The sequence below is a fragment of the Auraticoccus cholistanensis genome (assembly GCF_009742705.1).
Lineage (GTDB): Bacteria > Actinomycetota > Actinomycetes > Propionibacteriales > Propionibacteriaceae > Auraticoccus > Auraticoccus cholistanensis.
In genome coordinates, this window is record NZ_WPCU01000002.1 from 33,177 (window position 1) to 55,406 (window position 22,230).

Sequence of the window (22,230 nt, forward strand, 5' to 3'; positions counted from 1 at the left end):
GCTGGGACGACAACGGCCTGCCGACCGAGCGCCGGGTGCAGAACTACTTCGGCGTCCGCTGCGACCCGACCCTGCCCTACGACCCCGACTTCACCCCGCCGGAGAAGCCGGACCCGAAGCGCCAGCTGCCGGTCAGCCGGCGGAACTTCGTCGAGCTCTGCCACCAGCTGACGGCCCTGGACGAGCAGACCTTCGAGGCGCTGTGGCGCCAGGTCGGCCTCAGCGTGGACTGGTCGACGCTCTACACCACCATCTCCGACGACTCGGTCGCGGTGGCGCAGAAGGCGTTCCTGCGCAACGTGGTCCGCGGCGAGGCCTACCTGTCCGAGGCCCCCACGCTGTGGGACGTCACCTTCCAGACCGCGGTCGCGCAGGCCGAGCTCGAGGCCCGCGACTACCCGGGCGCCTACCACCGTGTCGGCTTCCACCCCGTCGGCGGCGGGGAGCCGGTGCTGATCGAGACCACCCGGCCGGAGCTGATCGCGGCCTGCGTGGCGCTGATCGCCCACCCCGACGACGAGCGCTACGCGTCCCTGGTGGGCACCAGCGTGACCAGCCCCGTCTTCGGCGTCGAGCTGCCCGTGCTGGCCCACCCGGCCGCCGAGCCGGACAAGGGCTCGGGCCTGGTGATGTGCTGCACCTTCGGCGACCTCACCGACGTCACCTGGTGGCGCGAGCTGCAGCTGCCGGCCCGGGTCGTCATCGGCCGCGACGGCCGGCTGCTGCGCGACACCCCCGGCTGGATCACCAGCGAGGCGGGGGCCGCGGCCTACGCCGAGCTGGGCGGCAAGACCGTCTTCAGCGCGCGGGAGGCGATGGTGTCGCTGCTGCGCGGGTCCGGCGACCTGCACGGCGAGCCGACCTCGACCGAGCGGAAGGCGAACTTCTACGAGAAGGGCGACAAGCCGCTGGAGATCGTCTCCACCCGGCAGTGGTACATCCGCAACGGCGGGCGCGACCCCGAGCTCAAGGAGCAGATGCTGCGGCGCGGCGAGGAGCTCGCCTGGGTGCCCGACCACATGCGCCACCGCTACGAGAACTGGGTCGGCGGGCTCAACGGCGACTGGCTGATCAGCCGTCAGCGCTACTTCGGGGTGCCGTTCCCGGTCTGGTACCCCGTCGACGCCGACGGCCAGCCGGTGCACTCCCAGCCCATCCTGGCCGCCGAGGACACCCTGCCGGTGGACCCGAGCAGCCAGTGCCCGCCCGGCTACACCGAGGAGCAGCGCAACCAGCCCGGCGGCTTCGTCGGCGACCCCGACGTGATGGACACCTGGGCGACCTCCTCGCTCAGCCCGCACATCGTCTGCGGCTGGGAGCGGGACCCGGAGCTGTTCGCGGCCACCTTCCCGATGGACCTCAACACCCACGCCCACGAGATCATCCGCACCTGGTTGTTCTCCCGCGTGGTGCGCGCCCACTTCGAGAACGGCTCGCTGCCCTGGTACCGGTCCATGATCAGCGGCTTCGTCGTCGACCCGGACCGCAAGAAGATGAGCAAGTCCAAGGGCAACGTCGTGGTGCCCAAGGACATCCTCGACCGGTACGGCTCCGACGCCGTCCGCTGGCGGGCCGCGATGGCCCGGCCCGGCCTGGACTCGCCCTTCGACGAGACCCAGATGAAGGTCGGACGCCGGCTGGCCATGAAGGTGCTGAACGCGAGCAAGTTCGTGCTGGCCGACCCCGAGGCCTACGGCCTGGGCGCCGACGTCAGCCAGATGGACCCCGCGCTGGTGACCGAGGCCATCGACCGGGCCCTGCTGACCCGGCTCGCCGGTGTGGTCACCCAGGCCACCGAGGCCTTCGAGGCCTACGACTACACCAGCGCGCTCGAGCACGCCGAGCGGTTCTTCTGGGACTTCTGCGACGACTACCTCGAGCTGGTCAAGAGCCGGGCCCGGGGCGAGGACGCCGCCGCCGCGTCGGCGCGGGCCACCTTCGTGCTGGCGCTGTCCACCCAGCTGCGGCTGCTCGCCCCGTTCCTGCCCTTCGTCACCGAGGAGGTGTGGTCGTGGTGGCAGCAGGGCTCCATCCACCGCGCCCCCTGGCCCACCCCGGACGAGCTGGGCCACGAGCCCGGTGACGCGGCGGTGCTCGGCACCGCCAGCGAGGTCGTGGCCCAGGTCCGCGGCGCCAAGTCCTCGGCCAAGGTCAGCCAGCGCACCGAGGTGTCGGGGCTGCGGGTCAGCGGCACCGAGGAGGCGCTGGCCGCGTTCACGCTGGCCCTGGACGACGTGCGGGCCGCGGGCAACGTCACCGGCGAGGTCGTGACCGACGTCGTCCCCGACGGCACGGTGCAGGTGCAGGTGGAGCTCGCGGGCGTCTGACCACGGGTCGGTCCCTGCCGGCGCGGACCTTCCCGCGCCAGCCGGAACCGGTATATCTTCTGGCGCGAGGACCGACTGCCCCGGCAGCGGGGTCGGACCGGCACGGCAGGGGGGAGCCGCCGTCGAGCGAGACCTCCCTCACCCATGCCACCCCGAGCGCCCGCGGGCGCCCTCCTCGAAGGAACCCCATGGACACCCCTCCGATGCGCGCCGTGCTCGGCGCTGAGTTCCTCGGCACCTTCTGGCTGGTGCTGGCCGGCTGCGGCAGCGCCGTGCTGGCCGCCAAGTTCCTCACCCCCGACGACGGCACCCAGCTGGGGATCGGCTTCGTCGGCGTCTCCCTCGCCTTCGGCCTCGCCGTGCTGACCATGGCCTACGCCGTGGGGCACATCTCCGGCGGCCACTTCAACCCCGCCGTCACCGTCGGTCTGGCGGTCGCGGGCCGGATCGGCTGGCGTCTCGTCCCGAGCTACGTGATCACCCAGGTCGTGGCGGCCTCGGTGGCCGGCGCGGTGCTGCTGGCCATCGCCTCCGGTACCGGCGGCTTCGACGCGGTCGAGAGCGGCTTCGCCAGCAACGGCTACGGCGAGCGGTCGCCCGGCGGCTACGGCCTGGTGGCCGCCCTGGTGACCGAGGTCGTCTTCACCGCCATGTTCCTCTACATCATCCTCGGCGCCACCGACGACCGCGCCCCCAAGGGGTTCGCCCCGATCGCCATCGGGCTCGGCCTCACCCTGATCCACCTGGTCACCATCCCGGTCACCAACACCTCGGTGAACCCGGCCCGCTCGCTGGGCGTGGCCTGGTTCGCCGGCGGGGACGCCCTCTCCCAGGTCTGGCTGTTCGTGGTCGCCCCGCTGGTCGGTGCGGCGATCGCCGGCGCCTCCTACGCCGCCATCACCGGGCTGCGGAAGGCTCCTCGGGTCACCGAGGGCATCGCCAACAACCCCTGACGACCGACCACCCGCACACCGGGACGCGACGCCAGCGGGGGTGGCTGCGTCCTCCGTCCCCGAGGAGCCTCTCGTGCCGGCCCCCGTCCCGCGCCGCCGGTCGGTCGTGGCGTGCCTGGTCGCCGCCGCCGCCGTGCTGCTGCCCGCCGCCGGCAGCGGCCCGGCCGCGGCGATCACCACGACCGCCGGCCAGGGCCGCCCGGGCGAGGTCGTCGCGGTGGAGCTCGTCACCGAGCGGGACCAGGGCCGGGCGACCTGGGTGGTCCAGGCCCCTCCGGGCACCAGCTTCACCCGGGCCCCCCGCACCGACGAGGGTCCGGGGGCGTCCGGCTCGAGCTGCCCGCTGGTCAGCGCCACGGAGGCACGCTGCGAGCCCCGGACCGGGTGGCCCGCGGGCACCCGGCTCCGGGCGGAGCTGACCATCGCGGCCACCGCCCCCGCCGGGACGACCACCGGCACCAGCTCGGTCGGCGACGAGTCGAGCGGGTGGAGCCTCACCGTGCTGCCCCCGCCGGCGCCCACCCTGACCGCGCCCGCGGTGACGCGGGACCGCACCCCCGAGCTGCGCGGGACCCGAGACGTCGTGCCCGGGCCGGAGCGGCTGGGCCACGCGGTGACGGTGAGCGACGACCAGGGGCGGCTGGTGTGCTCGGTGCCGGCCGCGGCCGAGACGTCGTGGCGCTGCACGCCGGACGAGCTCCCCGTCGGGGAGAGCGTCCTGCTGGCCCGCCAGACCAGCCCCGGCGGCAGCACCTCACCGGCCAGCACGCCCCAGGTGGTGCGGGTGGTCGCCCCGGTGACCGTCGACCGGCCCCTGGACGGCGCCACCGTCTCCTCCGGCGACGTCGCCGTGACCGGCACCGCCGATCCCGGCTCCCCGGTGCGGGTGCGGGTGGGTGAGGAGCGGCGCACGGTGCCGACGGACGAGCGCGGGCGCTTCGCGACCGTGCTCACCGACCTGCGTCCGGGACGGCACCGGATCACCGCCCAGCAGCAGGTGGCCGGGGCGGCCACGTCGAGCGACACCGTCACGGTCGTCGTGCCCGCGCCCCCCGCCGTGCCTCCGGCCCCTCGCCCGCAGCCGACGGAGCGTCCCGACCCGACCCCGTCCCGCCCGGCCGGCGACCCCGAGGCGGCGGAGCCGGCCGGTCCCGCAGCCGCACCGCCGACCGCTCCCGGAGGCCGTCAGCCCTCGGCTCCGCCGGTCCCCGCCGGCAGCGCGCCCGACCGGACCGACGAGGACGAGGACGGCGAGGACGAGGACAGCCGGGGCGAGGACGGCGAGCACGAGGGCAGGGGAGCCAGCGGGCAGGACCAGGACCGTGGCGCCGGTCGCTCGGTCACCGGCGGCCGCGGCGCCGCGCCCGGTGGTGGAGGCCCGTGGACACCCGAGCGGCTGGTGCCCGTGTCGCTGTCCGCCGCCTCGCTGGAGCTCGTGCCCGGGGCCGGGTCCCGGCTGACCGGGCGGGTCGGCCCCAACCCCAGCGACGAGGCCGTCACCGTCACGGTGGAGGGCCTGCTCGGGCGGGGGGTGCGGTACCGGGCGGTCACCCTGGCTGAGGAGGGCGGCTGCAGCGTCACCGCCACCCGCTTCCGCTGCCGCGCCGAGCTGGCGCCGCAGCAGGGGGCGACGCTGACCGTCCACCTGCTCGCCGACGCCGCCAGCCCCTCCCCACGGGCCGTGCACCGGCTGCTGGTCAGCGGCGAGGGCGCCGCCACCGGACCCGGCGCGGTGAACGCGGTCACCAGCGTCCTCGACCTCACCTCGGACACCCCCTCCGACACCGACACCCTCAGCACCCAGGTCTCGGACGTCCCGGGCCCTCTCGTCGTGGTGCTCGCCCTGTTCCTGTTCGCCCTGGCGGCCACGGTGGCCGAGCGCGGGCGCTGAGTCGAGGAGAAGCTGCTGATGTCCCACCCGTCCCCGCACGCGTCGTCGTCGGAGCAGGAGCGGAGGAGGCGCCGCAACCCGGCGCCGGCGATCCTGCTCGCCGTCGCGGCGCTGCTGGCCGCCTACTACGTCGTGGTGGGCGTCTCGGGGGTGCTGCAGACCACGACCACGGTCCCGCTCCACGGCAGCCAGACCCCGGGCGGCGACTACGTCACGCTGGCCATGCGCACCGAGGACGTGGACCTGACCAACCGGGTCATCCAGGCCAGCGTGCTGCCGTCCCCCCACGGCGCGTTGGTGGGGGAGAAGGCCGGCGAGATCTCCCAGAGCCTGCGGATCGAGGTGCTGAGCGGCGGGCTGACGAGCTCGGTGGTGACCGTCCCCGGGGAGTCGGTCGTCGACCCCACGGCCGTGTCCCTGAGCCTGGACCGGGGGGACGCCGCCTACCCCTTCGACGAGCCGTTCACCGACTTCCAGATCTCGGTCACCAACGACACCACCGGTGAGAACGTCCCCTTCGAGGTGGTGATGGAGAACTCGGCCCGGCCCTGGGTGCTCAGCGGTGAGGTCAGCCCACCGCAGCTGCAGGGCGGGAAGGCGGTCTCGTCGCTGACCCTGGAGGGGGCACGGGACCCGCTCAGCGTCGTGCTGGTGCTGTTCTACGTGCTCGCCATCCTGCTCACCACCCTGATGGCGGTGGTCACCGTCGGCACCGCCCTGGTGAAGAAGGAGCTGGAGTTCAGCAACGTCATCTGGCTCTCGGCCACGATGCTGTCCTTCCCCGCGCTGCGCAGTGCGATGCCCGGCGCCCCGCCGATCGGGACGGCGCTGGACTACATCGTCTTCTTCCCGTGCATGTGCCTGATCGCCCTGCTGCTGGTGTGGACCGGGTTCCACCTGCTCTGGCGGGAGAGCGCCCTGCTGCGGCGCCGGCACCTGGACGAGGACGAGACGCACCAGCAGCAGGAGGCGGGTCAGCAGCAGGAGGAGGCCGTCGCGGCGGCGACCGGCGGCCGGTAAGTCCGGTGGCGCCGGGCGCGGGGTTGCCTAGACTGGCTCGCGCAAGCGGCCGCACCGACGGCTGGGCGCCGAGGGAGGAGGGACGTCGATGACGCAGCTGCAGCCGACCGACTTCCCCGAGGCGCAGGTCCGCGGCTGGGCCACGGTGCCCAACGCGATCACCCTGGTGCGCCTGGTGGTGTGCGTCCCGCTGATCGCCTGGCTGGTGCTCGGCACCGACCAGCGGCTGTGGACGGCCGTGGCGCTGGTCGTCTTCGGCGCCACCGACTGGGTCGACGGCTTCCTCGCCCGCCGCACCGGGACGGTCTCCGACGTCGGCATCTGGCTGGACCCGCTGGCGGACCGGCTCGGCATCCTCGTCGTGCTGGCGGCGATGGTGCTCGCCGACCTGCTGCCCTGGTGGATGCTGGCGGTCATCCTGGTCGTCGACGCCGCCGTGTTCGTGGTCGGCCTGGTGGGACGCAGCCGGATGGGGCTGATGCGCGCGTCCTGGGCGGGCAAGGCACGCACCGCCCTCATCATGGTCGCCCTCCCGGCCCTGCTGCTCGGCGACTCCCCGGTCACCGGGGCCGACGTGCTGGAGGTCGTGGGCACCCTCACCTTCGGGGTGGGCTGCCTGCTGCACCTGGTGGCCGGGGTCGGCTACATGCTCCGGCTCGCCGGGCACCGCGGGGACGAGCTCACCACCCGCACGCCGCTCGTCTGAACGCGGCGGCGGGGGGCGGCTGGGCGGTGCCATCCTGGGCGCCGTGACCGACATCCGCGACGCCGACCTGGACGACCCGGCCCTGCTGCGCTTCCTGCAGGCCCACCTCGACGACCTGGCCCCCACCGCCCCGCCCGAGAGCCGGCACGCCCTGGACGTCACGGGGCTGCGGGCTCCGGGGGTGCGGCTGTGGGTGGCCCGCGAGGAGCCCGACGTCGTGCTGGGCACGGTCGCGCTGGCGGCGGTGGCGCCCGGGCACGAGGAGCTCAAGAGCATGCGGACCGACCCGGCGCACCGCGGCCGCGGGATCGCCTCGCGGCTGCTGCGTCACGCGCTCGTCGACGCCCGCCGGCGCGGGGTGGCCCGGGTGTCGCTGGAGACCGGCAGCATGGACTTCTTCGCCCCGGCCCGGGCGCTGTACCGCAAGCACGGCTTCGTCGGGTGCGGGCCGTTCGGCTCCTACCGGCCGGACCCGAACAGCACCTTCATGACCCTCGAGCTGGGCTGAGCGGGACCCGCACTCCCGCGCCCCCCCTGCGGCCGTGCGGTCAGCCGGGCGCGCCCTGCAGGTGGGTCAGCACGGCGAGCACGCGCCGGTTGTCGTCGCCGGACTGCGGCAGACCCAGCTTGGTGAAGATGTGGGCGATGTGCTTCCCGACGGCCTTCTCGGTGACGAACAGCTGCGCGGCGATGGCGGCGTTGGAGCGACCGCGGGCCATCAGCTCCAGCACCTCCCGCTCCCTGGGGGTGAGCTGCTCCAGCGGGGTGCGGTGCCGTGCCAGCAGCCGGGTGACGACCTCGGGGTCCATCACGGTGCCTCCGGCGGCGACGGTGCGGACGGCGTCGACGAAGTCGCGCACGTGGCTGATGCGGTCCTTCAGCAGGTAGCCGACGGCTCCCTCGGCCGAGGCCAGGAGCTCGCGGGCGTACAGCTGCTCGACGTACTGGGAGACCACCAGGATCGGCAGCCGCCGCCGTCGCCGGACCGCGACCGCCGCCCGCAGCCCCTCGTCGGTCCCGGTGGGCGGCAGCCGGACGTCGAGCACCGCGACGTCGAGGTCGTCGCGTTCCAGCGCCCGCAGCAGGTGGGGCTCGTCGGCGACGGCCTCGACGACGTGGATGTCGTGCGCCTCCAGCAGCCGGATCAGGCCGTCTCGAAGGAGGGCGTGGTCCTCGGCGACGAGAGCTCGCACGGGATCTCCATGGTGACGTGGGTGGGACCCCCGGCGGGGCTGGTCAGGCTGAGTATCCCATCGAAGGCCTCCACGCGACGGCTGATGCCGGCCAGCCCGGAGCCGTCGACGAGGCTCGCCCCGCCGACGCCGTCGTCGCTGACCACCACCTGCAGCCGGCTGCCGTCGTGGGCGAGCAGGATGTCGACCCGCGTCGCGCCGGCGTGCTTGAGGGTGTTGGCCAGCGCCTCGGCGACGGTGAAGTAGGCGCAGGCCTCGACCGGGGCCGGCAGCCGGTGCCGCTCGTCGGCGCCGAAGCCCTCCACCGCCACGGAGGTGCGCAGCGGGGCGTCCAGCGCCAGGGCGCGGACGGCACCCACCAGCCCGCGGTCGGCGAGCACCGGCGGGTGGATCCCGCGGACCAGCGCCCGCAGCTCCTCCAGGGTCAGGCTGGTCGCGTCGGCCGCCTCGCCCAGCAGCTGGCGGGCCCGGACGGGGTCGGTGGCCATCAGCTCCTCGGCCAGCCCGAGCGTCATTCCCATCGAGGCCAGCCGCACCTGCACGCCGTCGTGCAGGTCGCGCTCGATCCGTCGCAGCTCCGCGGCAGCGCTGTCGCGGGTCTCGGCGCGGCTCGCCGACAGGGTCTCCACCCGGCCGGCCAGCACCGCCGCCCGGGTGGGGCCGAGCAGGGCCGCGGTCAGCCGGGCCCAGGCGCCGAGCAGCAGCGGGGTCGCCACCCACCAGACACCCAGCGCCGCCACGCCGAGGGGCACCACCGCGAAGGCCTGCACCCAGCCGTCCAGCTGGATGAACCCGAACAGGGTGTCGAACACGCCCGCCGGGGTGACGGCGACCAGCAGCGGGTAGACCAGGAAGTGCAGCGACCCGGCGAGCAGGACGACGGCCAGCAGGCCGAGGGTGAGGCCGGCCACGCAGTTGAGCAGCACCCACAGCAGGTCGCGCCAGGTGGCCGGGTCGGTGAGCACCCACCGCAGCCGTCCCCACCAGGGACCTCCGGTGCGGGCCCGGTAGGGCCGCGGGATGTCGCGCTGCAGCACCCAGCCGGCCCAGTGGCGGCCGGCCCGGGCCAGCACGCGGACCAGCAGGGTGGCCAGCAGGAACAGCGGCATGCCGACCCAGACCACGAAGAGCGGCAGGGCCACCACGGACAGCACCCAGGGGGCGAGGCCCACCATGCTGAGGCAGGCCAGCGCGAGGCCCAGGAGGGTGAGACGCAGACGTCGGTTCATGGCTCCATCGTCGCGGTGCCGGGCGCCGGCGCCCAGGGGGAAAACCCCCCTCCTCGAGGGGTCCCCGGCCCACCCCCGGCGGGAAGCGGCGGGCGGGTCAGCCCTTGACGCCGACCGAGGCGACGCCCTCGACGAAGTACCGCTGGCCGAAGGCGAACACGGCGATCATGGGCAGGGTGACCAGCAGCGAGGCCACCATCACGTACTGGTAGTCGCCGTGGCCGCCGTTGGTCGGGCTGTAGACGCTCATCGCGTGGGCGATCCCGAGCGGCACCGTGAAGTTCTCCACGCCGGTGCTGTTGAGGTAGATCAGCGGCCCGGTGAAGTTGTTCCAGGAGGCCTGGAACTCGAAGATGAACACGATCACCGAGGCAGGCAGCGCCAGCGGGAAGGCGATCCGGGTGAACAGCCCCAACGCCGAGCAGCCGTCGACCCGGGCCGCCTCGAACAGCTCCTTGGGCAGCGACAGGTAGAACTGGCGCATCAGGAAGATGTAGAACCCGGAGCCGAACAGCGCGGCTCCCCACAGCGGCACCGAGGTGCCCAGCCAGCCCAGGTAGCGCCAGATGAGGTAGTTCGGGATCAGCGTCACCGCCCCGGGCAGCATCATCGAGGCCAGCAGCAGCCGGAACAGCCAGGCCTTGCCGGGGAAGCGGAAGTAGGCGAACCCGAAGGCCACCAGCGAGCTGGAGATGGTCATCAGCCCCGCCGAGAGCAGCGCGATCACCACCGAGTTCGCCATCCACGACAGCAGCGGCAGCTGGTTGAAGACCTCGACGTAGTTGTCCCACACCACGGTGAGCGGGATCAGCCGGTTGTCGAAGATCTCCCCGCGCGGCTTCAGGCTGGCCGACAGCAGCCAGACGAAGGGGTAGAGGAAGAGCAGCGAGAAGGCGCCCAGCAGCGTCCACTGCACCACGTCGGCGGCGAGCGCCGCGACGCGGTGCCGCGGCGGCCCGGCCCACTGCGCGCTGTCGGCGCGGGGCGCGCTGCTGGCGGGGGTGACGATCCGCTCGGAGACGACGTCGGTGGCCATCAGCGACCTCCCTCGTAGTGGACGGTCCGGTTGCCGACGAGCATCTGCACCGCCGTGATCCCGAGGATGATCACGAACAGCAGCCACGCCATCGCGGCGGCCAGGCCGAAGTTGAACTGCTGGAAGGCCTGCTGGAACAGGTACACCCCGTAGAACAGGGCGGCGTCGGGGGCGTTGCTGTTCCCGTCGCGGTAGAACAGCAGGTAGGCCTGGTCGAAGACCTGCAGCGCGGCGATGGTGTTGACCACCACCACGAAGAACACCGTGGGGGAGATCATCGGCACGGTGATGCGGAAGAACCGGGCGGCCGAGCCGGCGCCGTCCACCGCGGCGGCCTCCTGCAGCTCGCGGGGGACGTTGCGCAACGCGGCCAGCAGCAGCACCATCGAGCCGCCGACGCCCCACAGCCCCATCACCACGATGGACGGCTTGACCCAGTCGGGGTCGGACAGCCACTGCGGTCCGGGCAGCCCGAAGAACTCCAGCACCGCGTTGATCGCCCCGTCGTTGCCGTTGAGCAGCAGCAGGAAGACCGCGGCAGTGGCCACCGCCGGGGTCATCTTGGGCAGGTACAGCAGCGTGCGGAACAGCCCCGAGCCCCGGCGGACGTTGTTGAGCAGCAGCGCCAGCACCATGGCCAGCACCAGCTCCAGCGGCACCGAGAGCACCACGAAGACGAAGGTGTTGAGCAGCGAGGTGACGACCTTGGGGTCCTCCACCACCAGCGCGTAGTTCTCGAACCCGACCGGCGTCTGCCGGCCGGTGGCGAGGTTGTAGTCGGTGAAGGAGAGCACCAGGCTCCAGGTCATCGAGATCACCGTGAAGGTGAGGAACCCGATGAGCCAGGGGCTGATGAACAGGTACCCCGCCAGCGACTCCCGCCAGCTGTACTTCTCGCGGACCTTCCGTGGCCGCCGGCGGCGGGCGGGCTGGGGGCTGTCGGTGAGCTCGGCTGCGGCGCGGACGGTGTGCGCCGCGCTCACGAACCGGCCCTCGACTGCTCCCACGCGCGCATCGACGACGCCTGGGCCTCAGCCAGAGCCTCCTCCGGGGTGCTCTCGTCGGACAGCGTCACGATCACGGCGTTCTCGAGGTCGTTGCCGATCTGCTCCCCGACGGCCGAGGCGCCGCGGGTGCGCGGGTTGGCCAGCACGTCGTAGTAGGTGGAGATGACCTGGTCGAACTGCTCGCTGCCGCTGTCGCCGACGTGGGCCTCGCGGACGGCCTGGTCGGCCACCGGGGAGCCGGTGAAGAGGCCGGTGTTGATGGCGTCCTCCTCCTCGACGGTGGCGGCGCGGGCGTCACCGGCGGCCATCCAGGCCTCCTGGGAGGTGACGGAGACCGCCCAGGCGCAGGCGGCGGCGGGGTTGGCGGCGGCCGCCGGGATGGCGAAGGCGCTGCCGCCGGCCATCGCGAAGGGCTGCCCGGTGGCGTCGGTGATCGGCACCGCGGCGAGCTCGATGTCCTCGGCGTAGTCCGAGAGCACGTTCACGTACCACTGCGCCCAGGTGCCGATGGCCACCTCGTCGGCGGAGTAGGGGTTCTCCTCGCCGAACACGTCCTGGGAGTCCTTGAAGCTCTTGATCGCCGGGTAGCCGCCCTGGGCGTCCATCAGCTCCTTCATCCAGGTCAGCGTCGCGACGTTCTCGGGGCTGTCCAGGGCGGGACGGCCGTCGGCCTCCTGCACCTTGCCGCCCCGCAGCACCATCCACATCGCGGCCGAGCCGGGCAGGTCGGCGTCGAAGCCCAGGCGCTTCGGGGTGCCGCCGTCGACCTCGCTCAGCCGCTCGGCCAGCGACACCATCGCCGCCGGGTCGGCGGTGCTCACCTCGTCCAGCCCGACCCCGGCCTCGTCCAGCACCCGGGTGTTGACCAGCAGGGCGCTGGGCTGGAAGAACTCCGGCACCCCGTAGACCGCGCCGTCGTAGGTGACGTCGTCGATCGTGGCGGGGTAGAAGTACTCGCGCGGCTGGACGCCCTTGGCGGCGTAGCACTCGTCGATCGGCATGATCAGCTCCTGGTCGGCCAGGGTGGCGATCAGGTTCCGGTCGGCCCGGATCAGGTCCGGGACGTCGCCGGAGGCCGCCTGCGCGGCGAACTTCTGGGTGTCGAAGCTGGTGGTGTCCAGCTTGATGTCGACGTCGGCCAGCTGGCTCTCGGCGTGGTCGGCGCGGGCCTGGGCGACGTCGTCGGAGGGGTTGTAGCCGCTGATGGCCAGCGCGCCGGTGGGGGCGGCGGCGAAGTCGATGCCGCCCTCCTCCTCGGCCGGCGCGGGGGCCTGCTGGGCGGCGGGGTTGCAGGCCGCCACCAGCAGGCTCAGGCCGAGCACGGAGGCCGCCAGCACGCGCCGGTGCCTCCTCCCGCGCAGTGCGGTGCTGAAGGCGACCGGGCCCCGGGGCTGCTCGGTGCGGTGGTTCGGCGTCTGGCTCATGTGTCCTCCTCGGGGCGCGGTGCGCCGTCGGCAACCGCTGACTCACTTCTACCCCGGAGAAGCGCTTCTAGCCAACGGCTCGCCGCACCTCCTCCGGCAGGCGGTCCGCGGGCTTCGCGTCAGGTGCTGTGATGGGTGCGTGGACGACACCGGCGCGGAGGTCTGGGTGGTCGACGGGGCCAACGTCGTGGGCAGCCGCCCGGACGGCTGGTGGCGGGACCGGCCCGGGGCGGCACGGCGGCTGCACACCCGGCTCGCCGCCCTGCCCGCCGCGGCCGAGCTGGTGCTGGTGCTGGAGGGAGCCGCCCGCGGGGGCGTGCCCGAGGGGGTGCTGGACGGCGTCCGCGTGGTGCACGCCCCCCGCGACGGCGACGCCACCGTCGTGGCCGAGACCGCCCGGGCCCGGAAGGCGGGCCGGACGGTGCACGTGGTCACCGCGGACCGGGAGCTGCGGGCACGGGTGCTGGCGCTGGGCGCGCAGGTGCAGGGGCCGTCGTGGCTGCCCGACCCCGAGGGGGACGGGCAGCCGTGACCGGGCGCGGTGCCGCCGGGGACTCGGGGGTGGGGCTCAGCCGGCGGCGGCGCGCAGCTTCTCCAGCAGCGGCTCGGCGGCCTGCTCGAGGAACTCCTGCTGGCCCTCGTCGCCCACCTGCACCAGCGCGACGTCGGTGAACCCGGCCTCCCAGTAGGGGCGGATCTTCTCCACGATGGCGTCGAGGTCGGGACCGCAGGCGATCTGCTCGGCGACGTCCTCGGGCCGGACGAACTGGGTGGCGCCGGCGAAGCCCGCCGGGGTGGGCAGGTCCGCATTCACGGCCCAGCCGCCGGCGAACCAGCGGAACTGGTCGTGGGCCTTCGCCACCGCGGCCTCCTCGTCCGGGCCCCAGCAGATCGGCACCTGCCCGATGGTGCGGCTGGGCTCGGTGATGCCCGCCTGCTGCCGGGCCGAGGACCAGCCCTGCACCAGGTCGGCGTCGGGCTCGACCGCCACCAGGTGGTGGCCCAGCGGCGCGAAGCGGGAGACCGACTTCTCACCCGACACGGCCAGGGCCAGCGGCACCCGCGTCTCGGGCAGGTCCCAGATCCGGGCCGAGTCGACCCGGAAGTACTCGCCGTCGTAGGTGACCAGGTCGCCGTCGTGGAGGGCGGAGATGATCTCGACGGCCTCGACGAACATGGCCTGGCGCTGGTCGACGGCCGGCCAGCCCTCACCGACGACGTGCTCGTTGAGGTTCTCGCCGCTGCCCAGGCCGAGGGTGAAACGGCCCTCGGAGAGGATCTGCAGGGTCGCCGCCTTCTGGGCCACCACGGCAGGGTGGTAGCGGCGGATGGGGCTGGTGACGTAGGTCATCAGCTCGACGCGCTCGGTGACCTGGCTGACCGCGCCGAGCACCGTCCAGGCGTAGGAGGCGTGGCCCTGGCTGGTCAGCCAGGGCGAGTAGTGGTCGCTGCTGACCTCGAAGTCGAAGCCGCGGCGCTCGGCCTCGGCGGCGTAGCGCACCAGCTCGCGCGGGCCGGACTGCTCGGTCATCAAGGTGTAGCCGAAGTTCGTCATGCCGGCTCCCTACCCCGCGACCGGGCAGGGCTCACGAGTCGGAGTCGCGCAGCCGGTCGATGTGCTGGGAGGCCTCGGCCTTGGTCATGTCGGCGGGGAGCTCCTCGCCGGCCTGCTTGGCCAGCGTGTCGAGGTAGCTGCGCTGGGCCTCGGTCATCGGGTCGTCGCCGCTCACCCACTCGCTGGGGTCGCGCTGCAGCCCCTCCTGCTGGCCGGGGGAGGAGGCGCCGATCGTCTCGTCGTTCTGGCCTGGGTTCTGGTCGGTTCCGCTCATGCCGTCAGCCTAGGTCGGGGCTGTGACAGGTCTGCGGCCGGGCGGCTCACCTCCACCCGCCGCCGCTCCACAGCCGCAGCGGTGCCTTCACAGCCCTTCCGATCGCGCCTCACAGCCGCAGCGGTGCCTTCACAGCCGTTGCAGCGGCTGTGAGGCAGGCGGACGGGCTGTGAAGCCGGGGGTGTGAAGCCGGGGGGAGCGGGGACGAGGGGGAGGGCGGGGCGGACGGCGGGGGGTCAGCCGCAGTCGGACGGGCCGGCGGTGATCCCGGGGCCGGTGCTGACGTGCGGCACGGTGGGACGGCGGGGGACGTTGACCCCGAACGAGCCGACGTTGCTGCGCTCCAGCGAGGCGGCGATCGCCGCGGCCCGCTCGCGGGTGGCCTCGCCCTCGGCCCGGCGGCGGACCTCACCGGCCACCGTGGCCAGCAGCCCCGACAGCACCTGCGGCGGCATCGCCTCGAGCGGCTCGGCCGCCAGCGCGGCGGTCACCTCGGGGTGCTCGCCGGTGTCCGCGTGCCCGTCGGGTGCGGCTGCCGCCGCGGGAGCGTCGGGCGCGGCTGCCGCCGTGGGACTGTCGGGCGCGGCTGCCGCCGTGGGGCGTTCGTCGTGCTGCTCGTCCACCAGGGTTCCTCCGATCGGCCGGGCTGCGGGTCAGGGTCGGGGGGCGGGGCCGGGTACGGGGCCGTACCTGGCCGGTCGCCCGCTTGGACGCAGGCGCCCGCCCTCCGGTTCCACCGGATCGCGGTCCCAGCGTACGTGCGTGCTCACCGCTCGATCAGCCCGCGCTCGCGGACCACCTGCAGCGTGCGTCGGGTGCCCTTGTCCAGCTCGGGCTCGCGGCCGTGGGCGAGCAGCCAGTCGAAGAAGGCGGAGTGCCCGCGTCGCACCCGCGAGGCCGGCACGACGACGCGGCGGCCGCCGGCCTGCAGCACGAAGTCGGGACCGTGCTGGGTGAGTCGCTGGCGGACCGCGGTGACCTCGGCCGCCTCGACGCGGTGCACGTCGCGCCAGCGCCGCACGGTCAGGGTGCTGCCCGAGACCGCCATCCGGGCCCGGGTCCGCAGCCACACCACCAGCAGGTAGACGGCCAGCAGGGCCAGCACCAGCAGCACCACCACACCCCAGCCGGGAGCTCTCTCCCGCACCAGCAGCAGGGTCATCACCACCGCGGCGGTGCTGGCCACCACCACCGGCGGCTGCCAGCGCACCGAGCTGTCCAGCTCTCCCGGCCAGCGCTGCTGCCCGGCGGCGGCGCGGCCGGTCACCGGACGTCCTGCGGGGTGGGGTCGAGGTGGGCCAGCAGCGGCGCGAGCCGGGCACGTCCGCGGGCGCAGCGGCTCTTCACCGTGCCTGGCGCGCACCCCAGGATCCGGGCCGCCTCGTCGACGCTGTAGCCCTCCATGTCGACCAGCACCAGGGCGGCCCGCTGGTCGGCGTTCAACCGGCCGAGGGCGTCCTGGACGTCCATCCGGACCAGCCCGGTGTCGGCCTCGTCCACGGTGCCGCCGCCGGCGGCCAGCTCGGTGTCGGTGCGCTCGGGCAGCGGCTCGGCGCGGCGGGCCTGGTTGCGGCGGATGCGGTCCAGGCAGGCGTTGACCACCACCCGGTGCAGCCAGGTGGTCACCGCGGAGTCGCCCCGGAAGGACTCCGCCCGGCGGAAGGCCGAGATCAGCGCCTCCTGCAGGGCGTCCTCGGCGTCCTGGTGGTTGCGCACGGTCCGCAGGGCCAGCGACCACAGCCGGTCGGAGTGCCGGCGCACCAGCTCGGCGAAGGCGTGCTCGTCGCCGTCGACGTGCGCGCGCAGCAGCTCGTGGTCGCTGCGGGGGTCGGTGGTCGGGTCCGCGGCGCTCACCCCTGGACCTCGACCTCGTAGACGTAGCCGCGGTAGCTGGAGCCCTCCGGCGGCAGCTCGGTGAGGTAGAGCAGCAGGTAGCGGGTGGTGACCGGCTCGGTGAGCTCGAAGCCCGCCTCGCCGGCGGCCTCCTCGTCCTCGGCCAGCACCTCCCAGTCGGCGTCGCTCGTCATCGGGGCCTCGGCGGCGGCGCGGTCCGCCGGCGCCAGCACCTGCACCGCGGTGGGGTCCTCGGGCAGCACCACGTCGAGCCGGCTCACCTCGGTGGCCTCGCCCAGGTCGAGCACCAGCCCCACCCCGCGCTTGAGGCCGCCCAGCTCCGGGTTGCCCCGGTAGGCCAGGGTCTGCCAGGCCGTCTCCGGGTCGCCGTCGACCGCCAGCGGGGCGAGGTCGTTGTTCTCGTCGTTGGGGACGTCGCCCTGGGGGTCGAAGACCAGGACGTCGGCCACCTCCACCGGCTGCGGGGCGGTGTCGGTGCTCGCCTGGTCGCCGGGTGCGTTGCCGGTGAACCGGGCCTGGTTCTGCACGAACACGCCGATGAGCCCGACCACCAGCGCCAGCAGCAGCAGCGCCACCAGCACGCCCAGCCACCGGCGCCGCACCGGCTGCGTCGGGTCGACGACCCGCACCGTGGGAGGCGCGGCCTCCGCCTCGGGGGTGAGGGCGCTGACCGGCGGGCGCACCGGGTCGGGAGCGACCGCGCTGACCGGGGAGGCCGCCGGCGACATCGCCACCGTGGCGGGCCCGGAGCCCACCACGGGCACGGGCTGGCGCACCCGCCGCTCCAGGTCGTGGGAGGCGTCGGCGGTGCCGAGCACCGTGCTCAGCGCCTGCGCCACCTCCGCCGCCGTGCGCAGCGGCTCCTCGTGGTGGCGCGGGACCGGGGACAGGATGCGGTCGGTGATGCGGTCCAGCGCCGGGGAGACGCCGTGGCGGACCTGGCGCGGGGTCAGCAGCCGGCCGCCGTCGGTGGGTGCGCGGTCGAGGCCGTAGCGGGCCGCGCCGGGCCAGCGCGAGACCAGGGCGGCGTAGAGCAGCCGGCCCAGGTCGCGGACGTCCTGGGCCTCCGGGTCGTCGGTGCGGCGGACGGGCAGGGTGACCGTGGGGTCGTCGGCGGAGCTGCCGGCCTCCAGGATCTCCCCGCCGTCGGGCTCGTCGGCGTCGTCGGGGACGATCGCGGCCTCCAGCAGGAAACCGGTGATCTTGAGGTTGCCCGCCGGGGTGATCGTGATGGCGTCGGGGCCGAGGTGGCGGTGGTGCAGCCCCATGGCGTGCATGCCGGCCAGCGCGTCGGCCACCTCGCGGACCAGCCAGGCGGCCTCCAGCGCCGACAGCGGTCCCTGGGCCAGCATCACCTCCAGCGTCTGCCCCGGGCTGAACTCGGTGACGATGTAGGAGCCGACCTCGGGGTCGTTGCTCTCCACCGCGTCCAGCACCCGCAGGAACCGGGAGTCGGTGGCCACCGCCGAGGCGCGGGCCGCCTCGAGCAGGGCGGGCGAGCGGGGGTCGTCGGGGGGCAGCACCTGCACCAGCACCGAGCGGGACAGCACCTGGTCGAAGGCCCGCCAGGTGTGGGCGTCCGCGCGGCCGGCCACGACCTCCTCCAGGCGGTAGCGCCGACCCAGGACGTCCCCGGCCCGCTGCCGGCTGCGGCGCAGCACGTCCGGGTCGGTGCTGGGGGTGGCGAGCACGCCGGAGCCCATCTCCTCCTCCGGCGAGGGACGCGAGCTGCCGCGCCAGGCGTCCTGGGGGGCCTCCTCGGCCGCGGCGGCCGGGTCCAGCGGGTGCCCGTCGGGGCCTAGCGCCGACATCGGCTGGGTCTCCAGCTCGGCGTGCTCGGGCCCGGGCGCGGACGGCCGCTCCTCACCCGCGCTGCCCTGCACCGCGTCTCCTTCCCGTCCGGGTGCCGCCGCGGGGTCGCCCGCGGGGGCTGCGCCCTCCACCGGGGCGCTGTCGTCGGAGCCGGCGACCCCTCGTCGGCGTCGCAGCACCGTGCCCACGATCTCATCCATCTCGCGCAGGTGCAGCAACCGGGCCGCGGCGACGTACGCGCCGACCGCCACGACCCCCGCCAGCGCGAGCCCCAGCGCGGAGGCCACCCGGCCCTCGGTCAGCCGGTGCTGCAGCCAGGTGATGAGCCAGGCCAGCCCCGCGGCCGGGAGCACCGCCAGCGTGACCCGGACCAGGTGGCGTCCGACCGCGCGCGCCGAGAGCCCGGGCAGCGAGGACTGCAGCCGGCGGAAGGCGACCACCACGCCGACGGCGTAGGACAGCGAGTAGGCCAGCGCCAGCGCGGTGGCGACCAGCGAGGGGTCGGCCACGAGGCGCACCAGCAGCACCGCGAACCCGGCGTTGAGCCCGGCGATCAGCGCCTGCAGCAGGAAGGGGGTGCGGGTGTCCTCCAGGGCGTAGAAGGCGCGCAGCAGCACGTAGTGGATCGTGAAGGGCACGAGCCCCAGCGCGAAGGCCTGCAGCGCCAGGGCCAGCACCGGGTAGTCCGAGGCGCCCACCCCGTAGCCGAACGCCAGCCGGGCGATCGGGGTGGCCAGCACCAGGAACGCGACCGCCGCCGGCAGCAGCACGGTGGTGGTGAGCCGGATGGTGCGTGCGGTCTCCCGCGAGACCCCGCCCAGGTCGCCGTCGGCGGCCAGCTTCGAGGCCGAGGTCACCATGGCGGTGGCCAGCGACACCGTGATCACCGAGTGGGGCAGGATCCACACCAGGTAGGCGTTGTTGTAGACGGTGAGGCCGCCGCCGTTCTCGGCGCCGGCGGTGGCGCTGCTGGCCAGCCGGTTCACCGCCACCAGCGCGAGCTGTGTGACGGCCACGAAGCCCAGCGTCCACTTGGCCAGCGAGAAGGTGCGGCCCAGGCCGGTGCCGCGCAGGTCGAAGCGGGGCCGGTAGACGAACCCGGCGCGGCGCAGGAAGGGCAGCAGGATCGCCGCCTGCACCAGGATGCCGGCGGTGGCCCCGAGCCCCAGCACCAGCTCCTGGGCGGTGCTGAAGGGGGCGCCGTGGTCGACGTCGGTGCCGAAGACCAGCAGGTAGCCGACGAAGACGGCGATCGAGACCACGTTGTTGGCGATCGGGGCCCACATCATCGGCCCGAACCGGCCGCGGGCGTTGAGCACCTGGCCGGCGAGGAAGAAGGCCCCGTAGAAGAAGACCTGCGGCAGGCACAGGTAGGTCAGCGTCAGCATCGAGCGGTACTGCTCCGACAGCTCCGGGTCGCGCCAGCCGGCGTCGGTGTAGATCCGCAGCACCAGCGGGGCCGCCAGCAGCAGCACCACCGTGACCCCGGCGATGATGGCCAGGAAGGCGGTCATGATCCGGTTGGTGTAGGCCTCGCCGCCGTCCTCGTCGGAGGAGGTGGCGCGGACGATCTGGGGCACCAGCACCGTGTTCAGGGCGCCGCCGGCGAAGAGGATGTAGAGGCTGGTCGGGATGGTGTTGGCCAGGGTGAACATGTCGGCCTGGCGGGTGGTGTTGCCCAGGACCATGGCGATGACGACCGCCCGCGCGAAGCCGAGCACCCGGGACAGCAGGGTGCCGGCGGCCATCAGCGCCCCGGCCGAGACCAGGGAGCTGCTGCGGGTGTCGACGCTCATCGCGCTGCCTCGTTCCGGGGGCTGGGGGTCGGGTCGGGCGCGGCTGCGGCCCGGGCCTGCTGGCGGCGCACCTGGCGGACCCGCAGCACCGTGCCGCCGACCAGCACGATGCCGGAGCCGATGACGATCACCCAGCCGGCGCGGCCGATGTCGCTGGCCTCGATCCGCACCTCGCGGCTGGGGCCGAGCTCGCGGCCGGAGACGGTGGCCAGCCGGGCGGTGGCGTTGAAGCTGCCGTTGGCACGGGCCCGCGGGGCGGCGGTGGTGGTGACGGTCTGACCGGGGCGGACCACGACCTCGGGGATGGCGGGGATGCTGATCCGGCCCGGGTTGTCGGTGGAGAAGACGACCCGGACCCGGACCGCCTGGTCCAGCCGGTTGGTGATGCTGACCGGGAACTGCCCGCTGCGGGCCGACATGGCCACGTTCTGGGCGACGCTGAGCTGCAGCCCGCGGCCGCCGAGCAGCTGGTCCAGCGCGTCGCGGCGTGGGCCCAGCCAGGCCTCCCGCTGCTCGGCCGCGGCACCGGCGCGCCACCAGCTGCTGAGCGCCGCCGAGGTGGTGCGGTCGGCGTCCTGGCTCTCCCCGGGGTCGGTCAGCAGCTCCTGGGCGGTCTGCAGGTCGCTCCGCAGCTCGGCGGCGGAGTCGAGCACGGAGGGGTCCAGCTGAGCCTCCAGGTCGGCGGCGGGGTCGTCCACCGGGCCGCTCCAGGGGGTGGGCTCGGCGGCCAGCAGCTCCGCCAGCGGCAGCCGGCGCTGCCAGCCCGGGGCCTCGACCGCGTCGGCGGCGGCCCGCTCGGCGCTGTCGACCACCCGCACCTGGGGTGCCGGGGACAGCCCGCGCCCCTGCGCGGTGAGGCTCTCGACGAGGGTGCTGGTCAGCAGGTGCTGCGCGACCTGCGGTGCCGACGCGCGCGGGTCGGGGCCGAGCTGGGGGTCGAAGGCCTCGACCGACACGTCCACCAGGGCGGCGGCGTCGGGTCGGCTGTGCACGGCCGACCCGGGCCCGCCGGCCAGCGCGACCGCGGCCGGCTGCATCCGGTCGGCGAGGTCGAGGGTGGCGGCGTCCACGGTGCCGCCGGCGGGGGCGAGCAGCAGCGGCAGGTCGGCCGCGGCGGAACCCTGCGGCGGCTGGGCCGCGAGCACCGCCCCGGTCAGCTCCTCCTCGCCGGAGCGGGCGACGGCCAGCAGGTCGGGGACGCCCCAGGGCAGCCGGTAGCCGCGGGCCCGGTCGAGCTCCTCGAAGCGGGTCAGCCAGCGGGCGGCGTCGGCCTGGTGGCCGCCGGCGGACTCGGCGCCGTCCGCCGCGAGCACCCGGTAGCCGTCGGCGAGGTCGCCCACCTCCGCCAGCAGCAGCGGGTCGACGGCCCAGCTGACGTCCTCGCGGGCGGCGCTGCCCAGCAGCACGTCGAGCCGCCCGCCGGGCGCCAGCTGCGCGCCGAGCGACTCCCCGGCGACCACGTCGGCGCGCACCCGGGAGGGTGGGGCCGACATCACCACCACGGAGGCCACCGCCACCGGCGGGTGGCGCTCCTCGACCACCGGCACCAGGGTCCGCACCCGCCCGACCGTCTCCACGCCGTCCTCGCGGGCCTGGACGCCGACCAGCGCCGCACCGTCGCCGGGGGGCAGCCCCAGCTCCTCGACGGTGGCGCTGAGCTCGAAGGGCACGCTCTGCCCGGGCCCGAGCTCGGCCGGCAGGTCGCTGGTGTAGGCCGATTCGACCAGCACCCGGGCGCCGACGGGGAGGGTGCTGGGGGCGGCGACGAGGTCGTCGAGCTGGGCCTGGTCGGTGTAGAGGGTGCCCTGGTCGCGCCACAGCAGCAGCTGCAGGTTGCTGACCGGGGTGTCCCGGCTGTTGGTGGCGGTGCCGCGGACGGTCAGCCGGGCGTCGCGGTCGAGCACGGCCGGCTCGACCGACTCCAGCGCGATCGACACCTGCTGGGGATCGGGCTCCACCGCCCGGGCCGGCAGCACCAGCCCCAGCGGGCCGGCCGCCGGCAGCAGGGCCAGCACGGCGACCAGGAGGGTCGCGGCGGTCCGGCGGCGGCGTCCCCGGCCTCCCGCCCCCGCGGACGCCGGGCGGGGGCGTCCGGAGGAGGTCGGGGCACTCACCCGGCCATCGTAGGGGCGCGGCCACGTCGTCCCGGGGAC

Annotated in this window: 19 protein-coding genes; 7 read left to right on the forward strand and 12 right to left on the reverse strand. The window is 74.5% G+C overall.

Annotation, left to right across the window (positions count from 1 at the left end; genetic code table 11):
- From valS to GC722_RS00695, 6 genes are all read left to right on the forward strand, one after another.
- A partial coding sequence (gene valS, locus GC722_RS00670; protein ID WP_231747281.1) for a valine--tRNA ligase occupies window positions 1–2,327 on the forward strand: 2,327 nt, incomplete at its 5' end.
- Window positions 2,328–2,515: 188 nt separating this feature from the next.
- Window positions 2,516–3,280, forward strand: a complete 765-nt coding sequence (gene aqpZ / locus GC722_RS00675; protein ID WP_197429646.1) for an aquaporin Z — start codon at window positions 2,516–2,518, stop codon at window positions 3,278–3,280.
- A gap of 73 nt (window positions 3,281–3,353) precedes the next feature.
- A complete protein-coding gene (locus GC722_RS00680; protein WP_156607046.1) occupies window positions 3,354–5,171 on the forward strand; it encodes a hypothetical protein in 1,818 nt (605 codons plus the stop codon).
- 18 nt (window positions 5,172–5,189) lie between these two features.
- Window positions 5,190–6,191, forward strand: coding sequence for a DUF4436 family protein (locus tag GC722_RS00685; protein WP_156607048.1), 1,002 nt, complete (start codon window positions 5,190–5,192; stop codon window positions 6,189–6,191).
- A gap of 88 nt (window positions 6,192–6,279) precedes the next feature.
- Window positions 6,280–6,897, forward strand: coding sequence for a CDP-alcohol phosphatidyltransferase family protein (locus GC722_RS00690; protein ID WP_156607050.1), 618 nt, complete (start codon window positions 6,280–6,282; stop codon window positions 6,895–6,897).
- Between the two features lie 43 nt (window positions 6,898–6,940).
- Window positions 6,941–7,405: a GNAT family N-acetyltransferase gene (locus tag GC722_RS00695; RefSeq protein WP_331714244.1), complete on the forward strand. Its 465-nt coding sequence runs from the start codon at window positions 6,941–6,943 to the stop codon at window positions 7,403–7,405.
- Window positions 7,406–7,445: 40 nt separating this feature from the next.
- Here GC722_RS00695 and GC722_RS00700 read toward each other — a convergent pair whose 3' ends face one another.
- The 5 genes from GC722_RS00700 to GC722_RS00720 all read right to left on the reverse strand — a co-directional run bounded on the left by GC722_RS00700 (window position 7,446) and on the right by GC722_RS00720 (window position 12,786).
- A complete protein-coding gene (locus GC722_RS00700) occupies window positions 7,446–8,090 on the reverse strand; it encodes a LuxR C-terminal-related transcriptional regulator (RefSeq protein WP_197429657.1) in 645 nt (214 codons plus the stop codon).
- Window positions 8,042–9,319, reverse strand: coding sequence for a sensor histidine kinase (locus tag GC722_RS00705; RefSeq protein ID WP_156607052.1), 1,278 nt, complete (start codon window positions 9,317–9,319; stop codon window positions 8,042–8,044). The genes GC722_RS00700 and GC722_RS00705 overlap by 49 nt, the downstream gene beginning before the upstream one ends.
- Window positions 9,320–9,416: 97 nt before the next feature.
- Window positions 9,417–10,355, reverse strand: coding sequence for a carbohydrate ABC transporter permease (locus GC722_RS00710; protein WP_156607054.1), 939 nt, complete (start codon window positions 10,353–10,355; stop codon window positions 9,417–9,419).
- Window positions 10,355–11,338: a carbohydrate ABC transporter permease gene (locus tag GC722_RS19065; RefSeq protein ID WP_331714245.1), complete on the reverse strand. Its 984-nt coding sequence runs from the start codon at window positions 11,336–11,338 to the stop codon at window positions 10,355–10,357. The genes GC722_RS00710 and GC722_RS19065 overlap by 1 nt, the downstream gene beginning before the upstream one ends.
- Window positions 11,335–12,786 (reverse strand): ABC transporter substrate-binding protein, encoded by a 1,452-nt coding sequence (locus GC722_RS00720; protein WP_156607056.1) that lies wholly within the window; start codon window positions 12,784–12,786, stop codon window positions 11,335–11,337. The genes GC722_RS19065 and GC722_RS00720 overlap by 4 nt, the downstream gene beginning before the upstream one ends.
- A gap of 139 nt (window positions 12,787–12,925) precedes the next feature.
- On the opposite strand from GC722_RS00720, the gene GC722_RS00725 reads away from it, so the two are divergent.
- Window positions 12,926–13,318 (forward strand): hypothetical protein, encoded by a 393-nt coding sequence (locus GC722_RS00725; RefSeq protein WP_331714246.1) that lies wholly within the window; start codon window positions 12,926–12,928, stop codon window positions 13,316–13,318.
- Window positions 13,319–13,354: 36 nt separating this feature from the next.
- Here GC722_RS00725 and GC722_RS00730 read toward each other — a convergent pair whose 3' ends face one another.
- The 7 genes from GC722_RS00730 to GC722_RS00760 form a co-directional block, all read right to left on the reverse strand.
- Window positions 13,355–14,341, reverse strand: coding sequence for a TIGR03557 family F420-dependent LLM class oxidoreductase (locus tag GC722_RS00730; protein ID WP_156607058.1), 987 nt, complete (start codon window positions 14,339–14,341; stop codon window positions 13,355–13,357).
- 31 nt (window positions 14,342–14,372) lie between these two features.
- Window positions 14,373–14,615, reverse strand: coding sequence for a DUF3072 domain-containing protein (locus GC722_RS00735; protein WP_156607060.1), 243 nt, complete (start codon window positions 14,613–14,615; stop codon window positions 14,373–14,375).
- A gap of 236 nt (window positions 14,616–14,851) precedes the next feature.
- The gene (locus GC722_RS00740) at window positions 14,852–15,238 is read right to left on the reverse strand and encodes a hypothetical protein (protein ID WP_156607062.1); all 387 of its coding nucleotides are present in this window, start codon (window positions 15,236–15,238) and stop codon (window positions 14,852–14,854) included.
- A gap of 143 nt (window positions 15,239–15,381) precedes the next feature.
- On the reverse strand, window positions 15,382–15,882 hold the full coding sequence (locus GC722_RS00745) for a hypothetical protein (RefSeq protein ID WP_156607064.1): 501 nt from the start codon (window positions 15,880–15,882) through the stop codon (window positions 15,382–15,384).
- A complete protein-coding gene (gene sigM / locus GC722_RS00750) occupies window positions 15,879–16,469 on the reverse strand; it encodes an RNA polymerase sigma factor SigM (protein ID WP_331714247.1) in 591 nt (196 codons plus the stop codon). The genes GC722_RS00745 and sigM overlap by 4 nt, the downstream gene beginning before the upstream one ends.
- Window positions 16,466–20,077: a murein biosynthesis integral membrane protein MurJ gene (murJ, locus tag GC722_RS17970; RefSeq protein WP_156607066.1), complete on the reverse strand. Its 3,612-nt coding sequence runs from the start codon at window positions 20,075–20,077 to the stop codon at window positions 16,466–16,468. The genes sigM and murJ overlap by 4 nt, the downstream gene beginning before the upstream one ends.
- The gene (locus GC722_RS00760; RefSeq protein ID WP_156607068.1) at window positions 20,074–22,191 is read right to left on the reverse strand and encodes a DUF6049 family protein; all 2,118 of its coding nucleotides are present in this window, start codon (window positions 22,189–22,191) and stop codon (window positions 20,074–20,076) included. The genes murJ and GC722_RS00760 overlap by 4 nt, the downstream gene beginning before the upstream one ends.
- Window positions 22,192–22,230 lie beyond the last annotated feature (39 nt).

Coding starts and splice junctions, on each gene's coding strand:
- aqpZ (WP_197429646.1), top strand. CDS start 2,516: ATGGACACCCCTCCGATGCGCGCCGTGCTCGGCGCTGAGTTCCTCGGC.
- GC722_RS00685 (WP_156607048.1), top strand. CDS start 5,190: ATGTCCCACCCGTCCCCGCACGCGTCGTCGTCGGAGCAGGAGCGGAGG.
- GC722_RS00690 (WP_156607050.1), top strand. CDS start 6,280: ATGACGCAGCTGCAGCCGACCGACTTCCCCGAGGCGCAGGTCCGCGGC.
- GC722_RS00705 (WP_156607052.1), bottom strand. CDS start 9,319: ATGAACCGACGTCTGCGTCTCACCCTCCTGGGCCTCGCGCTGGCCTGC.
- GC722_RS00710 (WP_156607054.1), bottom strand. CDS start 10,355: ATGGCCACCGACGTCGTCTCCGAGCGGATCGTCACCCCCGCCAGCAGC.
- GC722_RS00720 (WP_156607056.1), bottom strand. CDS start 12,786: ATGAGCCAGACGCCGAACCACCGCACCGAGCAGCCCCGGGGCCCGGTC.
- GC722_RS00730 (WP_156607058.1), bottom strand. CDS start 14,341: ATGACGAACTTCGGCTACACCTTGATGACCGAGCAGTCCGGCCCGCGC.
- GC722_RS00735 (WP_156607060.1), bottom strand. CDS start 14,615: ATGAGCGGAACCGACCAGAACCCAGGCCAGAACGACGAGACGATCGGC.
- murJ (WP_156607066.1), bottom strand. CDS start 20,077: ATGAGCGTCGACACCCGCAGCAGCTCCCTGGTCTCGGCCGGGGCGCTG.